Below are 17,413 nucleotides of genomic sequence, written 5' to 3' on the forward strand. Positions count from 1 at the left end.
CGGGCGCTGCACGACAACGGCCTGGGTACGGCGATCGCCTACTCCGCTCAAGGCGAGCCGCTCCGTGACCTTGCGCTGGCCAACTTCGGCACCATGGTCGGTTGGCATGATCCGGCTGCGCGCAGCTGGGAGGGCGTGCTGACCGGCAGTGGCAGTTTCGCCTTCACCGTACGTGACAGCGAACTGGCTTCCACGGTACGTATCCCCGGTGCGGCTGGTGCAGTGCTGCTTGCGCTGCAGGCGGAGTTGCCGGAGGGCGCCGCACTCGACGTCCTTGGTGCCCAGATCATCGGCATCAACCGCGTCGGTGGCGTGCTCACCTACCTGCTGCGTGTCACCGAACCGGGCGTGAAGATGATCCGGGTGAGCGCAACGGGCGATGCCCGCCTGAGCCTGGGCATTGTCGGCGACCTCAATGGCGATGGCCGGGTCGACGCCCTGGACGCTTCGGCGTGGGAGGTGAGTGCGGCGGTGCAGGACGGGCTGGGTGACCTCGACGGCAACGGTATCGTGGATGCCAGCGACCGTCAGCTGCTCTACGCCAACAACGGCCTGCGCGCCAATCTCGCCCCGGTTGCAGGGCAGGCAGCGGCGTTGAGGACGCATGCCGACCTGACCATGCGTACTGCGCTCGGTGACATCGCCCGTGATCTGGAAGGTGATGTGATCTTCTGGCGCGTGCTCGACAGTACCCACGGCGTGGCGACCATCAATGCCGATGGCCGCAGTCTGAGCTTTGCGCCCGAGGCCGGGTTCAGCGGCACGGCGCGCATCGTCCTGCAGGCCGATGATGGTTTTGCCGCAGGTGCACCGATCGAACTGACGGTCAACGTGAGCGACGCCAAGCTGCTTCGCATCAATATCGAACGCCTGCCATTCATGGCCGTCGGGGAAGTGGTCAAGCTCCGCATCACCGGCGACTTCGAGGACGCCAGCGGCGTGGAACTGGACAGCGACTATGTCCGGATCACCTCGACCGACGACGCAGTGCTCACCCATGCCGGCGAAGGCCTGGTGAGGGCGAAAGCCGAAGGCTTTGCGACCCTGGAGCTGAGCGCACGTGGCACCACAGCGGTCAATGTGGTCGAGGTCGAGCGCAACCCGTTCTGGTTCTCTGCCCTTACGGACGCCAACGGTTTCGAGGTCGACGTCTATCCGCGTGCCATCGTGCTGCCGGTCAGCGGCGGGGAGCGCCAGCTGAAGATCACCTCGATCCTGGACGGCAGCAACATCAGCGCCGCCGCCGCAGGCACGCGCTACTACATCAGCGACCCCACGATCGCCGCAGTGTCCGCCGATGGCCTCATCACTGCACGCGCCGAGGGCGTGGCTGTACTTACCGTCATCAACGGCGGCCAGCAGCAGAGCATCGAACTGCGCGTGCAGGCCGTGCGCACGGGCGCCATCGAGGTGGATGCGGCCCTGGGGGCCGTCATTGCCGACGAGCATGGCAATACCGTGATGGTCGCACCCGGCAGCCTGAGCGCGGATGCAACCGTGTCGATCCGCAAGCTCGACCTCGCCGAGATCACGGCGCCGCTCCCGGCGCCCGAGTTCCTTGACGTGCTCGGGGCGGTGCATATCGATGTCGGCGGTACGCCGCTCGACCTGCCGCTGCAATTGGCCATACCGGTGAGTGGTGGGCTGGAGGCCGGCACGGAGGTGTTGTTCCTGCGCCAGGGCTTCATCGATGACGAAAACGGCAACCTGGTGGAAACCTGGTGGGTGATGGACAACGGCTATGTCGGTGCCGATGGTGTCGCGCGGACCGCTAGCCCGCCATACGGCGGTGTCACGTCCGGTGGCAGCATCATGGTGGTGGGCGGCAAGGCAAGCGTCGACAAGAAGACCGGCAAGATCGAAGGCACGCAGGTGCTGTTCAACTGGGACGTGTTCTGGATGCAGCAGATGAACATGGCCATGGCGGGCTCCATGGGGCTCGCCGGCATCTCGGTGTTCAGCGCATACGCCATGCTGAGCCCGATTTCGGTCATGCGCTACACCATGAATGGAACCTACCGGACCACGCTGGATGTCGCGGTGTCGTCGGACGGCGATGTCAGCATCAAGGTGGTGCCGCCGACGACGAGCATTCACGCCGCCGAGCCGGTGATCACCAGTTTCGAACTCAACGTCTCGGGGACCTCTGCGCACCTGAGGGTGCAGGGCAGTTACGGTGCGCTGAACCCGCCCGAGACGGCGCTCTACCGCCTGTGGATCGTGCCGGCGGCGTCCGTGCCTGCGGCCGGCCAACCGATCGAGGTTGTCGACATGCCGTCGCGCGGCATGGTCAGCAAGGTGCTGGCCGAGGTCGAAGGTACCTACCTGTTCGACTTCGATATCGCCCTTCCGGCCGGGATCGCACTCTCTCAGCATGTGCTGGTCGTGGAGCGGCTGAACCGGACGGTGTCGCCCAGTGGTGCGCTCCAGTACGCCGAGATCGGGCTCAGGAGCGAGCCGATCGGGCCGAACACGAGTTCGCAGAACAGCACCGGGCGGACGCTGGTCACCAACATGAACGCGATTCATGTCTACAGCAATGTGTCCAACACCGGCAGTGACGGTGGTGCGCAGCTTGGGCTGATCCGCTCCATTGACCGCGACGAGAAAGGCAACCCGATCACGCTCTGGGGGTTCAGGACCGAGCATATCGTGATGGCTGAGAATGGCCGGATTGCCTACGTCGCCGGTTCGGGCGGAAAGATCTACATGGTCGATCTGCTGGTGAATGCGGTTGTGCATACGGTGCATCTCGCGGGCGGCGGCAACATCTCGTCGATGGTGCTCTCTGGCGGCTGGCTGTACATCGCCGAAGGCGGCAACAGTGGCGCCGGCTCCCGCTTCATGCGCATCAACGCCAACATGGCCGACCCGCTGTTCCTCTTCCAGCAACAGCAGATTCACGGTGTGCCTTCCGGTCCGCTCGGCTATGCCGGCATGGCGATCAGTCACGACCGCTACGTGGCCCTGGCCGCACCGGTGGAAGGGCTCGGCGTGGGCTTCTACCCCGGCGGGGCAGGAGAGTCGGGCAACGTGTATGTGATCGACCTGCATGCCATCAATGACACCTCGGGCGTGGCCACGCTCGATGGCGCCGGATTGAAGACGGTGGTCTTCGATGCAAACCGTGGCAAGGGGCCGCATTTCATCGCGGCGGGGAGCAAACCCGCCGAGTTCCTGATTGGTGCGGCGCGCTCGTGGGGCAACGGCCTGACGGCGGTCAGGTTCGACGTCGCATCGTCGACCGGAGCCCTGGGTAGCCAGGTCGTCACCAACCAGATCAGCCTGACGCCCAGTGTTCCGGCCAACGTGTGGCTGAACCAGAGAAAGCACCAGCAGAACATCCAGAGCGTCCGTGACGTGGTCTTCGTCACCTATCAGGGTGTCGAGTACGCGCTCGTCGCCGACGAGGCGTTCTGGTTCCATAACGCGCATTACACCAGCGGCGGGAACTGGCAGCTCAAGCAGATTGGCGGCAAGATCGGGATCATCCGCGACCCGTTCGGCAAGGCCCAGTACCTGGGGGCGACCACGCCGATCGTGGGCGGCACCTTGCGGCACCTGTCGCTGTCGGCCGACGGCAGCCAGTTGATGGCCGGGCTCTGGGAGGATGAGTTCCCGCGCGGCACGGGTTGGGCGATGTACCACTCGCTGCTCGTCTGGGATCTCAACGCGCTGTTGGCGGTGGCTGCCAACCACAGCGATAACTCCAGGCCGGTCGATCTGGACAATCCGCTTGTGCAACCGGTGCGCTTCGAGAAGATCAACGGGGGCGGCTGGCTCTACGGCGTGATTGCCGGGGACGACGTGTTGCAGTTGAAATCACCGGGCATCGGCTATGGTGCCAGCGGTGCGACCACCACCACGCCAAACTTCGTGTTTACCCTGGCGCAGGACAAGGAGGTTCGTGAGCTCAGCATCTACGTCAGCACGCGACCGCCCGGTGCGGGCTTGTGGCCCGACGATGCACTGCCGGGCACGCAGGACGATACGTACTGGAAGATCCAGAAGAGCGTGGATGACGTCCTGGATGGTGATTTCAACCGCAACAGGATCCTCACGCTCGATGTCTCGGACATCAACGCGTTGCCGCCTGGGCTGACTTTCGACGCTGCGACCAACACGTTCACGCTCGACTCCTCGAAGCTCGAGGCATTCCGGCTCACCGCAGCCCAGGAGTACTTCTGGGGGGTCGAGGTCAAGACCAACGACAACAAGACCTTCCGCAAGTACCAGCCTTTCAAGGTTGCACCGGTGACCGTTGCAGCCGGGCGGTTCCCGGCCGTCACGGTGGTCACCCATGGCTTCCAGCCGCCCCTGTACGTCACGCCGGATGTTCAGAGCACCGACTCGATGGCCATCGCCCGATCCATCGTCGAGCGCTCGGGCGGGACGATCATGGTGCTCAACAAGCAGAAGGGCGAGTTCGAGCGCGTCGAAGGCTACCTCAAGGGTGTGCCGCCGACGCTCGGACAGCCCCTGGTGCTGGTCATGGACTGGGTTCTGGAGTCGGGGATCTCCGATTCGGGCTTCTCCGAAGCTGCCGCAGACGCCTTGTTTGCGGCGCTGGTGCGCCTCGACCAGGCACTGCTGGGCGCCGTGCTTGAATCGCCCATGCACTTCATCGGCCACAGTCGCGGCACGTCGGTCAATAGCGAGGTCATCCAGCGCCTGGGCGTGAGCTTCCCTGAGGTGCGCAACATCCATATGACGACGCTCGATCCGCATGAGTTCGTGCAGCCTGCGCTCGACATTCCGATTGCCGGAGCGTTGTCGAAGGTGTCGACGTGGGCGCAGATCGCCTCGATCGCCTCTGCCGCCAGTAGCCTCGCGGTGGGGCCGGCCGGCGTCGCCCTGGCGCTCAAGCTCAAGGCGTTCTCGGACTCCCTGACCAGCATGTCGAACTGGGCGAACCTGCTCGGCCTGGGCACGGTGGGCTATGCCGACTTCCGCGACCCGATGGTGCAGGTGTGGAGCAACGTCGGATTCGCCGACAACTACTATCAGACCCTGGGCCTTCGCGAAGGCTTCACGATGACGCCCAACGGTCGCTATATCGACGGCGCACACAACCTGCTGCTCGATGGCAGGGCCTTGTTCGAGATCGATGCCAGCCTGTTCGGGGTGGGCCTGTCGCTGCCGCACAGCCGCGTGCAGAACTGGTACCACGGAACGGCGAATCTCTCGCTGGACAAGGGCAATGACCTGCTCGGCATCTTTGCGAACCCGGTATGGCGGACGATTGCCAACTGGCGTGACGAGATCGAGGGCGACCTGGTTGCCAAGAAGGGGGTGGTCAGCCTCAGCCTTGATGGCAAGACGGATTACGCCGGCCAGCCCGGCATGGCCTGGTACCGCTGGGGGGAACTGGACAATGTCGGCGGGGCGTCGTCGTCACCGTCGGTGACGCCTTTCGAAAGCGACCGGATGTCTTGGGAGGGGGTCGGTACCGGATGGGCGTGGTCTGTGCTCGGTGGTGCCGACGATGCGCTCTGGAGCGAAGCGGGCAGGCCCAGCGCAACCAGGAATCCCAACCTGACGGACGGTATCGCCTCGTACAGCTACATCGGCCAGTTGGTGCCCACGGTGTTCAACGGCTCCTTCGATCAAAGCCGCAATCCGATCTATGGACGCTTCCCGGTCATCCTGCCCACGGGCACCTGGACCGAGATTCCCGGCTGGTCCTTCCACGGCGGTAGCGGTGGTGCGCTGCAGGGCGTCAACCTTGGCTATCGGCTGTCGGATGGCTGGATCAACAAGGTCGAGATCCAGATTGCCGAGGGATTGATCAGTCTTGGACAGAACGGGCTGAACGACATCGCAGCCTTTACCAGCGCGTTCCTCGACAAGCTGGCACTGGAGGCCGGTTCGGCGCTCGGCAGCGGGCTGGGTGCCGCGGTTGTCCTCAAGGATCTGCCGCAGACGGCTGCGGCGGTCGTTCTCGCGCTGGCACTCGATGCGGAGGGAACCATCGCCGAGTTTCTCAAGATGGCTGGTATCAGCGCGGCGAAGAGCATCTCCGTGGCCAAGGCCAGTGAGTGGCTGCCCAAGCTTGCGCAGTACATCTTCGACGAGGTCGTCGATTATTCGGCGAAGATCCACGAGGAGACGCCGCTGACCCACAACTGGATGTATTTCGGTGCGGACTATGACCGCCTGCAGCTTGACGTCAAGATCGCGCGCTACACCAATGGCTCGTCTTCGCTCAAGGCCGTGTTCGAGGATGTGAACAACGTCTTCCACGAAGTCATGGCGTTCCAGTTCCCGCCCGCGATGAGCTCGGCGCATGGCGACTTCTTCACCGTCGCGGTGGACATCCCGGCTGCGTTGCGCGGCTCGGTCGGTCGTTTCACCCTGATGACCCATAACCCCGACAAGGACCCGGAACTGCCCTATGCGGCCAACAACCCGCTGGTGGAGGTCGACAATATCCGCTTGATCGGCACGCATCCCTTGCACGCAGGCGCGTCCGGCGACGTCGAGGTGGATGTGCTTAGCCTGGATGATGCCGAGCTCGAACCCCTGGTGCAGGCGGCAATCCTCAAGTGGGGGCACGCGGGGTTCGACGCCGCCACGCTTGCGCTGCTGGGCAAGCTGAGCATGCGCTTTGACGCGCTGCCGGCCGGCGTGCTGGGCAAGACCTACTTCCACAATGACGGTGGGGTCGAGATCGTGCTCAGCCTGGATGGTGCCGGACGCGGCTGGTTCGTGGATCCGACACCTTTCGACAGCGACGAGTATGCGCTTCAGGACGATGGCCGATGGCTGTACGAGGGAGACGATGCCCACGCCGGCCGCTACGACCTGCTGACGGTGCTGATGCACGAGATGGGGCATGCGCTGGGCCTGCGCGACATGGCAGGCGGCGGCTATGCGCATGACCTGATGTCGTCCACGCTGGTGCCCGATGTCCGGCGCTTCCCGGCCGGTTACTCGCCCCTGGGCACTGCCGGGCAGGGCGCGGCCGAGGCTGCGACAGCGACAGCGCCTGCCATCCAGTACGTGTTGATGAACACCAGCGTACGCAGCGAGCAAGCCACCGCTGCGGCGCCCGCCGCGCAGTTTGCGTTTGCCGCGCATCCCACCCTGACCAACGCCGACTTCGGCAGTGGCGAGGCGTGGGCTGTGAATGGACGCGTGCAGATGCAAGCTGGCGCTGCCACGTTGCACGAGACCGCAACTTCCCACACACGCCTCAACCAGGCGTTCGTGATCGGCGAGAACGACCGCTATCTCAGCTTCACCCTTGCCGATATTGCGCTGGACGACGTCGATCATGGCCCGGACGATGCCTTCGAGGTCGCGTTGATCGACGCCGACACCGGACTGTCACTGCTCGGCAATACGGGCCTTGGTCGCAGCGATGCGGCGCTCAACCTGCAGGCCGATGGCACCGAGCATCGCGCCCAGGAAGTGACGACGGTGCGCAATGGCGATGGCAGCATCACCGTACTCGTCGATCTGAGCGGGGTGGCAGCCGGTACCGTGGTCCACCTGTCCTTCGACCTGATCGGCTTCGGCCGCGGTGCGGCGGCCGAGAGCAGCCGTGTCACCGTGCGTGACCTGGTCCTTGGGCTGCCGACTGAGTTGCAGGCGCGCGACGATGTCGCGACCGTGGCGATGGGGGCGTCGATCGACATCGATGTGCTGGCCAACGACCCTGGCGCGCAGCGTCCGGGGGTGGTGCCGGTGCTTGTCAGCGGACCCGCACAAGGACAGGTGGAGATCACGGCCGAAGGTGGCTTCCGTTACCAGGCGCCTGACGACTGGCACGGCGAGGCAAGCTTCAGCTACCGCCTCACCGATGGTGGGCAGGTATCGAACATTGCGATCGTGCGTATCGCGGTGACGGCCCTCAACAGCGCACCCGTCGCCAATTCGCTCAGCCTCAGTCTGCAGCAGGACGCTACGGTGGTGATCGATCTCGCAGCCAATGCCGCCGATGCCGACGGCGACAGCCTGCAGATCACTGTTGGTTCGCCGATGCACGGCGATCTGGTCGACAACGGCGACGGCAGCTGGACCTACCGGCCGCACGCGGGCTTCCATGGGGTGGACCGCTTCGACTGGTTCGTCAGTGATGGACGGGTGAGTACGGCCGCGACGGTGAGCCTGGAGGTCATCGCCACCCAGGTCGAGCCCCGCCCGCCGGTGGCGATCGACGACGACGTGGAACTCGATGAAGACCGCAGCATCGTCATTCGGCCGCTCGACAACGACCTCAACGTTTCTGGCGAACGCCGGCAGCTGACCCTGGTCCGCCTGCCTGAGCATGGCGTGCTGGTCGACAACGGCGACTTCACCTTCACTTACACACCACTCGCCAACTGGAGCGGAGAGGACGGGTTCGCTTACGTGATCAGTGTCGATGGCCTGCAGTCCGGGCAGGCGCAGGTGCGGCTGCAGGTGAATGCCGTGGCCGATGCGCCGGTGCTGATCGTGACGGACGAGTACGGCCCCGTGCGCGAGGTCTTCGTGACCGGCTGGGAGAGCGCCCCCAACCCCGACCGTAACGCCAGCGTGGTCCGGCAACCGGAGCTCGAGGGCTGGCGACCGGTCACTGGCGCGGGCGCGGCAGGCGCGCAGGCGGGCTTCGTGGTCTGGAGCACGCTCGACCGTGCGCCGGGTGCCGATGGGCGCCTGCGTGCCCTGGCGGCGAAGAGTGGCAATGGCGCGAACTGGGTCGAGCTCAGCAACCGTGGCGGTACCCAGTACCCCTCGTCCGGCATCGAGCGCAGCGTCCATACGGTGGAGGGCGCGCGCTACGTGCTGACGCTCGATCTGGCGGGCGCGCTGGGCTTCACCGGTGCGCAGAACCAGATCGGCATTTATGTGGACGGGGTCCGCATCGGCGGTCACGACGGTGTGAGTTCGCTCATGAGCCTGAACTGGCAGTCGGCCGAGTTTGCATTCGTTGGCAGCGGTGGCGTCCAGACCGTGCGCATCGTTGCCGAGGGCAGCCTGGGCGGCATGATGGTCGACAACCTGCGCCTGTCCGAGGCACTGCCGCCCAATACCGGGCATGAAGATGGCGAGATTCGTCTCAGCGCGCTTCACGCCGGACTGGTGGATGTCGATGGGTCGGAGACCCTGCGCCTGCGCTTGGCGGGGCTGCCCGCCGGGGCGACGGTGAGCGACGGCGCGCACAGCCTTGTCGTTGGCGAGGACGGTGAAGCGCTCGACATCACCGGATGGGCGCGCGATGCACTGCGCGTGTTGCCGCCGGCCGATTTCCATGGCCGTTTCGAAGTGCTCGTGCAGGCAGTAGCCACAGAGATCGGCAACGGTTCGACGGCGATCACGGAGGCGCGCATCGCGGTGACGGTGCTGCCGCTGAACGATGCACCGATCGTACGCAGCGTGACACTGCACATTGGCCAGGACGGGCGTGCGCTGATCGACTTTGCCGCGCTTGCCACCGATGTCGATGGCGACATGCTTGTCCTGAGCATCGGGCAGCCAGCGGCGGGTACGCTGAGCCGCAATGCCGATGGCACCTACACCTACGTGCCTGTGTCGGGCTTCAGTGGCGAGGATGTGGTGAGCTTCACGGTGAGCGATGGTCGCCGGTGTGTGAGCGGGCGCGTGACGCTGGTGGTTGCGGCAGGTGGTGCGGCCAGCGCTGAAGTGACCGTCAGTTCGGGTTTCGCCACCAATCCGATGCTGGCGCGGGACGCCGCTGACTGGATCGTCATCAACCAGGGCAAGCCGCGTGGCGAGGAACCCGCAGCGATCGACTGGAACGGGGCGTCGGTCCATCTGGGCGACGTGTATGATGCCCAATGGATCGCGCAGTACTTCCTCGCCGATTCCGAGGATGCGCTGACGCTGGCCGACATCACCGGCCTGCGTTGCGCGTCCGGGGAGGGTTGAACGGCGTCACCGCGAGGTGCGAACGGCGCAGCAGCCGGCTGTTGATGGCCGGCTGCTGCGTGTTTGCGTCCCTAGTTCCATGCTTTCCGACTGCAGACCCTGCTACATGTTCCTGTCGTTGTTCGCGATGCCTTCAGATTCCGCTCCCTGCCGTTCCCTGTTCCTCGTCGTTGCCATCGCGGTGCTGCTTGCTTCTCCGGGTGCCAGCGGGCAAGGTTTGGTCGATCTGCTCGATCGCGCGCGCACTGGGGAGCCGGCTTTCCTGAGTGCGGGGGCCGATGTGGACATTGCGCGCGCGCGCAAGGACCTGGCACATGCGGCGCTGTTGCCGCAGGTGAGCGTGTCGGCGGCGGCGAGCAAGTACGATCGCAACTATCACACCCGCCTGCCGGGCTTCCCGGACGCAAACGATCGTTATCGCAGCGCGTCGCAGCAGCTCAATGTGACGCAGGCGCTCATCCGCGTCCCCGAGCTCATGGCAGTACGCCAGTCCGATCACGTGCTGGCCCAGGCGCGGCATCAGCACGATGGCGCCGAGCAGGCGCTCAAGCTTCGTCTGCTGACGGTGTGGTTCGATCTGCTTGCCGCGCGCGATAACGAGACCTTCGCCACTCGGCAGCTGCTCACACTCGAGCGGCAGTGGGACATCGTGCTGCGCGGCAATGCCCTGGGCTTGTACTCGGGCGTTCAGCTACAGGATGCGCGGGCGCGGCTGGAGCAGGGGCGTGCCGACGCCGCCACGGCCCGGGCGGAGCTGGCGGTGCAGCGCAGCCAGCTTGAGTTGCTGACCGGGCCGCTGACGCTCGAGCGCCTGCCGGTGCTTGTTGAGGACGCCGAGCTCGATGGTCTGCTGACAGACAATCTCGATCATTGGCTGGCGCTCAGCGCCGGCGGCAATCCCGCCCTGCAGGCGGCCTTGAGTGCCTTCGAGGCTGCCACGGCGGAGGTGGCCAAACAGAGGGCGGGGCATCTGCCCACGCTGGAGCTGGTTGCCAGTTACAGCAGTAATGGTCAGGGCGCCGGTGGTTTTCCGGGACAGGCCGGCTATGACATCCGTCAGGGCTCGGTGGGCTTGCAGCTGTCCATGCCCTTGTATACGGGCGGAGGACAGTCGGCACGGGTGCACGAAGCCGTTGCGCAGCGCGAGCGCGCACGCCATGACATCGAGTTGTCGCGGCGCCAGGCGGTTGCCGAGGTCAGTCAGGCCTGGTTGGGGTGGGAGTCGGCGCGCGCGCGCGTCGCAGCCGGTCGCCAGACCTTCGATGCTGCCCGTGCGGCGCTGCTGCAGGCACAGCGCGGGCTCGCGCGCGGTGTCGCATCCGATTTCGAGGTCCTGCAGGCCGAGCAACAGGTGCTGGCGGCACAGCGCGACTACCACAAGGGCCGCTACGACCAGGTGGTGGCGACGATGCGCATGAGGGCCAGTGCGGGTCTGTTGCGCGATGTCGATTTTGCCGCGCTCGATGCACTGCTGGCGGAGCAGGCGGCGCCCACCGCGGTGGCTGTCCGCGCGGCGGCAATGGAGACTGTGCGATGAGTGCGACCGTGCTTGAGCGCACTGGCGTGCAGGACGTGCCCGCTGCGTGGGGACGTTTCGTTGCATCGACGACCGCCGACGAGCGTGCGCGTGCATGGCTGGAACTGGTCTGTACCGAGATTGCCGGTGCCCGCGCGGCGGCCGTGCTGATCGATAGCCCTGCCGACGGGCACTTTCTGCCTCTGGCCGTGTGGCCGAAAGCCAGCCCTGACCTGGGCAAGCTCGGTGCCGTGGTGGAGGCGGCCTTGCGCGAGCGTCGCGGCATGGCCAAGGCGCAGGAGGGCGTCGGTGTCTGGCATCTCGCCTACCCGGTGTTCCAGGGCGAACTCATCGCCGCGGTGGTGGCCATCGAGGTGCATAACCCGGCGCTGGATGCAGGCGATGCGTTTCGTCGCCTGCATTGGGGGGCAGGGTGGTTGAATACGCTGCTCGCTGCCCGTGGCCTGGCCGAAGCGACCGAGGGGCGGGATCGGCTGCGCCAGGTGCTCGATTGTCTCGCCGTGGCGCTGCGCCACGGTGAGCTGCGCCAGGCGCTGTTCGAGCTCTGCAATGACCTGCGCCGTCAGCTCGATTGCGCGCGCGTTGCCATCGGCTTGCCGCATGGCCAGGGCGTGAAGCTATGGGCCTTGTCCGAGGCCGCCAGCTTCGATCGTCATGCGGCCTACACCAAGGCCTGCGCAGCCGCCATGAACGAGGCCTTCGATACGTCCCTGCCGCTTGTCGTGCCGCGTGGGGAGTCCGAAACGGCTGCCGCAACGCCAAAGCTCTCGGCACTGCAGGGCATTACGGGTGCTTCGGCGGCGCTTGCCTATCCCATGATGCTGGGTGGCGAGTGCCGCGCCGTTCTGGTGCTGGAGCGCGAGAATGGCACGTTCGGGCGCTCCGAGCTTGCGTGGGTGGATGCGTTGGCGGCGCTGCTTGCGCCTGTCGTCGAGCAGCGGCGCAAGGCCGAGCAGGGTAGCCTGCGCCATGTCCGCGATGACATCGGGCGCGTCCTCGGCAAGCTCTTCGGGCCACGTCATCTGACCTGGAAGGCGGGGGCAGTCGCCTTGTCGGTGGTGCTGGCCGTGCTCGTCCTGCTGCCGGTCGAGCACCGCATCTCGGCACGGACAGTGATCGAGGGCGAGGTGCAGCGCGTGGTTGCGGCGCCGTTCCAGGGTTTCCTGACTGCCGCCTATGTCAGGGCTGGTGACCAGGTCGAGCAGGGGGCGCTGGTCGCGCAGCTCGACGATCGCGAGCTGCTGATCGAGCAGGCCCGCTGGTCGAGCGAACGGGACCAGCATGCAGGCAAGTTGCGCGAGGCCTTTGCCGGCCATGACCTGGCCTCGATACAGGTGCTTGGTGCGCAGTTGCAGCAGGCCGAGTCGCAGCTCGCCTTGATCGAGGAGCGCATCGTGCGTGCGCGGCTGCTGGCGCCCTTTGACGGTGTCGTCATCAGTGGCGATCTGTCGCAGCAGATCGGCGCGCCGCTCGAGACCGGACAGAAACTGTTCGAGATTGCGCCGCTGAGCAGCTACCGGATCGTGCTCGAAGTCGATGAGCGCGATATCCGCTTCGTCACCGAGGGCCAGGCGGGTCGCCTGGTGATGACCGGTATTGCCGGCGAGCCCATTCCGTTCGAGATCGGGCGCCTGACGCCGGTGGCCACAACCCAGGACGGCCGCAACTTCTTCCGTGTCGAGGCCTTGTTGAGTGACGCATCGCCGCGCCTGAGACCGGGCATGGAGGGGGTTGGCAAGATCGATACCGGGCGTGCCGCGCTGGGCTGGGTGCTCACGCGCAGGTTCAATGACTGGCTGACACTCACCCTGTGGTCCTGGCTGCCCTGAAGCACCATGGCGAGAAGTCTGTTCAGCTCATCGTGGCACTCGGTGGCCGACCTGCGGCCACGCTTGATTCCGCTCGCACGCGTGGAGCGCCACGTCTATCGAGACAAGGTGTGGTACGTGGTTCAGGATCAGTCGGGCGGGCGCTACCACCGCCTGACTCCTGCCGCCTACCGGCTGGTGCAGGGAATGGACGGCAAGCAGACGGTGCAGGCACTGTGGGAGCACGCCAACCTCTCCGGTCATGGTGATGAGTGCACCCAGAACGAGGTGGTCGATCTGCTCGTTCAACTGCATTCGGCCGACCTGCTGCTGGTGGATACGAACTCGGATTCGGCCGCGCTCTTTGCGCGCTACCGCAAGAAGCGTCGTGCCACCTTGAAGCAGTACCTGCTCAATCCGATGAGCCTGAAGTTCCCGCTCGTCGATCCCGATGCCTTCCTGCAGCGTATCGTGCCTTTCACCGGATGGTGGTTCTCCACCCTGGGGGCGGTGATCTGGATGCTCGTCGTCGTTCCGGCGCTGGTGCTCGCGGTCATGCATTGGTCCGATCTGACGCACAATTTCTCGGATCAGATACTGTCCAGCAGCAACCTGCTGGTGATGTTCTGCGTCTATCCGGTGGTCAAGCTGTTGCACGAACTCGGTCATGGCATCGCCGCACGCAAGTGGGGCGCGCCTGTCCATGAGATGGGGCTGATGTTCCTCGTCTTTGCTCCGGTGCCCTACGTCAACGCCTCGGCGACGGCCATCTTCCCGTCCCGCGTGCAGCGCAGCGTGGTGGCGGCAGCGGGCATGCTGGTCGAAGTCTTCGTCGCTGCCATCGCACTCTACGTGTGGCTGCTGATCGAGCCCGGGGTCAGTCGCGCGGTGGCCTACAACGTCATCGTGGTGGCGGGTGTGTCGACCCTCATCGTCAATGGCAATCCCTTGCTGCGCTTCGATGCGTACTACATCTTCACCGACCTGATCGAGATGCCGAACCTCGCCCAGCGCGGACAGAAGTACTACACCTACCTGTGGGATCGCCATATCTGCGGGGCGCACGACGCAGACCAGCCCGTGGAGACCCCGGCCGAGAAGCGCTGGTTGCTTGCCTACACACCGCTGGCCTGGTGCTACCGGATGTTCCTGACCGTCACGATCGTCATGTTCGTCTCCAGCGCCTTCTTCATCTTCGGCGTACTGCTTGCCATCTGGGTGTGTATCACTGCCTTCGGCATGCCTCTGTGGAAGTCCTACAGACATGTTGTCAATAGTGCCAGCCTGCAGCGCGTGCGCCGGCGTGCGCTACGGGTGTCGCTGGCCATCGTGCTGGTCGTGCTCAGTCTCCTGTTCATCGTGCCGGCGCCGCTGCGTACACAGGCCGAGGGCGTGGTGTGGCTGCCCGAGCGCGCCATCGTGCGCGCGGGTGGCGACGGCTTCTTCCGCTCGTGGCTCGATACGTCGGGCGGCGGCGTGGAGGCTGGGCAGGCCTTGTTCGTGCTCGAGGACATCGGCCTGAGTGCGGAGATCGAGCTTGCACGCGCCCGCTTGCACGAAGCCGAGTCCCGATTGCGTGCCGAGCAGTTTTCCGATCCGGTCAAGGCGGTTCTGCTCGAGCGCCAGCGACGCATGGAGGCCGAGCTGCTTGCCAGACTTGAGGAGCGCGCAAGCCTGCTGGTTGCACACGCGGGCGCGTCGGGCCGGCTGATCGTGCCCAGGGCGCAGGATTTGGCCGGTGCTTTCCTGCGCAAGGGCGACCTCGTCGGTTACGTGCTCGATCGCGATGACCTGATCGCCCGGGTAGTGGTCCGCCAGGATGATATCGACCTTGTCCGCGAGCGGATGCGCGCCGCGGAGTTGCGCTTTGCCGACTGGATCGGGCGCGCCCACGTCACGCAGGTGGTGCGGCCGGCGGCCGGCGGTGTGGACACCTTGCCGTCACCGGCGCTGGGGATTCATGGCGGCGGCAGCGTGCCTACTGCTGTGGATGATCCGGAGGGCCTCAGGACCCTCGAGCGGGTGTTCTTGATCGATATGGCCTTGCCGGCGCGTGACGAGGCGATCGGGTTTGGCGAACGCGTGTTCGTGCGTTTCGACCTCGGCTGGGAGCCGATCGGTGTCCAGGGCCTGCGGCGCTTGCGTCAGCTCTTCCTGAGCAAGTTCGGTGTCTGACGTCCGGGCCTTGCTGAAGGGGCGAGCCGTCAAGGTCGGCGATGCGGCCTACCTCGAGCGGCTCGAGGATCCGCCTCATGTCGTCGAGGAGTGGCTGCGTGCGTTGGTCGCGCGTTTTGCCGTCGGCAAGGGGCGGCGGGATGGTGTGCTCGTGGCCGCGGTGAACGCTATCGAGCGCGAGCTGTTGGTGCTCGACGACGATCAGTTGCGGGTCCGCATCCACGCCGTGGCGTGCCGCATGCAGCGCGAGGGCTTGCTCGATGCGCTCATCGCCGAAGCCTTTGCGATCATCAGGGAGGCATCGCGCCGGGTTCTGGGCAAGCGCCACCACGATGTCCAGCTGCTTGCCGGCGAGGCCTTGCTGCGCGGACGGATTGCCGAGATGGCAACCGGTGAAGGCAAGACGCTGGCGGCGACCTTGGGCGTGTGCGTGGCTGCGCTTTGCGGTGCCGCAGTGCATGTGGTGACCGTGAACGACTATCTCGCCGAGCGCGACGCCGAGGAGAACCAGCCCCTGTACGCGTTCTTCGGCCTCGCCGTGGGGGTGGTGTTGCAGGACATGGATGTCGACAAGCGCAGGGCCGAGTACGCCAAGCCCGTGGTCTATGTCTCCAACAAGGAGCTCACCTTCGACTACCTGAAGGACCGCATCGCACTGGGTGCGACACCGCTTGCCCAGCTGCGTCTGCGTCGGCTGCTCGGCGCACGCAGCGGCGCACTCCCCATCCTGCGCGGCCTGCATGTGGCAATCGTCGATGAGGCCGACAGCGTGCTCATCGACGAGGCCAGAACGCCGCTGATCATCTCTGAGACGCTCCCGGACGAGCTCGATCCGGCCATTTACCACCGTGCGATCGCCTTCGCGGCGACGCTCTCCGCTGGCGAGCACTATGTACTCGGCCGGGAACGCGACATCTGGCTGACGTCTGCCGGCGAGGCCCATGCGGAGCACGTGCTGCGCGATGAGGGGGGAGTTTGGGTTTCGGCACTGTGGCGTCGTGAGTTGATCAACAAGGCGCTTTCGGCACGCGAGCTCTTTCATCGCGACCAGCACTACATCGTCGCCGATGAGAAGGTACAGATCGTCGATGAGTTCACTGGCCGGGTGATGCCCGACCGAACCTGGGAGCGTGGGCTGCATCAGATGATCGAGGCAAAGGAAGGATGCGAGATCTCCGGCCAGCGCCGGACCTTGTCGCAGATCACCTACCAGCGCTTCTTCGGACGCTATCTGTTGCTGGCCGGGATGACCGGGACTGCGGCCGAGGTCGGCGGTGAGCTGCGCCGGGTATACGATCTCAGCATCACGCGCATTCCGACCAACAAGGCCCTGCGTCGCGTGCGCTTGCCTGACCGTGTCTTTCGCAATTCGGACGCACGCTGGGATGCGGTTGCAGTTCGGGCGGCCGCTGTCGCGGCCGAGGGCAGGGCCGTGCTGGTCGGCACGCGCTCGGTAGAAGCCTCGGAGCTGCTCAGTGCCGCGCTGAGCGCACAAGGCGTGGAGCATACGGTGCTCAATGCACGCCAGGATGCCGCCGAGGCGGATGCGGTGGCGGCAGCCGGTCAGCCAGGACGGATAACGGTTGCGACCAACATGGCGGGACGGGGGACCGACATCAAGCTCGCGCCCGAAGTGGAGCAGCGCGGTGGGTTGCATGTGATCCTCACCGAGTTCCACGAAAGCGCCCGGGTGGACAGACAGCTCTTCGGGCGCTCGGCGCGCCAGGGCAACCCGGGGTCCGTCGAGGCCATCGTGAGTCTCGATGACGAACTCTTCGTCCGCTATTGCCCGGTGCTCGTGCGTACGCTGGGACCGCTCTGTCGGCGCCGCTCCGCGTGGTCAGGGCACGTGTTCAGGGCCTTGGTGTGGTTCGCCCAGAGCACGGCCGAGCGCCGCAACCGCGCCGTGCGCCTGGATACGATCAAGCGGGACCGGAAATGGTTGAAGGCGCTGAGCTTTGTCGGCGTCGACAAGAAGTGATCGGTGTGGTGGAAACCGTGCAGTGACGCCTGCGAGCGG

General features: G+C 65.7%; 5 protein-coding genes (1 of these 5 only partly in view). All 5 read left to right on the top strand.

Annotated elements, in window-relative coordinates:
• Positions 1-9,873: the end of a CARDB domain-containing protein gene (locus tag B447_RS00180; RefSeq protein ID WP_002935467.1), read on the top strand. 25,989 nt of this gene lie to the left of the window's left edge; 9,873 of the gene's 35,862 nt are visible here — the last part of the coding sequence; its start codon lies off the left edge, out of view; it ends in the stop codon at positions 9,871-9,873.
• A 106-nt stretch (positions 9,874-9,979) separates the two neighbouring features.
• The gene (locus tag B447_RS00185) at positions 9,980-11,410 is read left to right on the top strand and encodes a TolC family outer membrane protein (RefSeq protein WP_002935483.1); all 1,431 of its coding nucleotides are present in this window, start codon (positions 9,980-9,982) and stop codon (positions 11,408-11,410) included.
• The gene (locus B447_RS00190; RefSeq protein ID WP_002935486.1) at positions 11,407-13,239 is read left to right on the top strand and encodes an HlyD family efflux transporter periplasmic adaptor subunit; all 1,833 of its coding nucleotides are present in this window, start codon (positions 11,407-11,409) and stop codon (positions 13,237-13,239) included. The genes B447_RS00185 and B447_RS00190 overlap by 4 nt, the downstream gene beginning before the upstream one ends.
• Before the next feature lie 6 nt (positions 13,240-13,245).
• Entirely contained in the window at positions 13,246-15,393 is a 2,148-nt protein-coding gene (locus B447_RS00195) for a site-2 protease family protein (protein WP_002935493.1), read from the top strand.
• Complete coding sequence (locus B447_RS00200; protein WP_002935497.1) at positions 15,386-17,374, top strand: preprotein translocase subunit SecA; 1,989 nt, start codon at positions 15,386-15,388, stop codon at positions 17,372-17,374. Before B447_RS00195 ends, B447_RS00200 begins: the two co-directional genes overlap by 8 nt.
• Positions 17,375-17,413: the final 39 nt, after the last annotated feature.

The sequence above is a fragment of the Thauera sp. 27 genome, from assembly GCF_000310125.2.
Taxonomy (GTDB): Bacteria; Pseudomonadota; Gammaproteobacteria; order Burkholderiales; family Rhodocyclaceae; genus Thauera; species Thauera mechernichensis.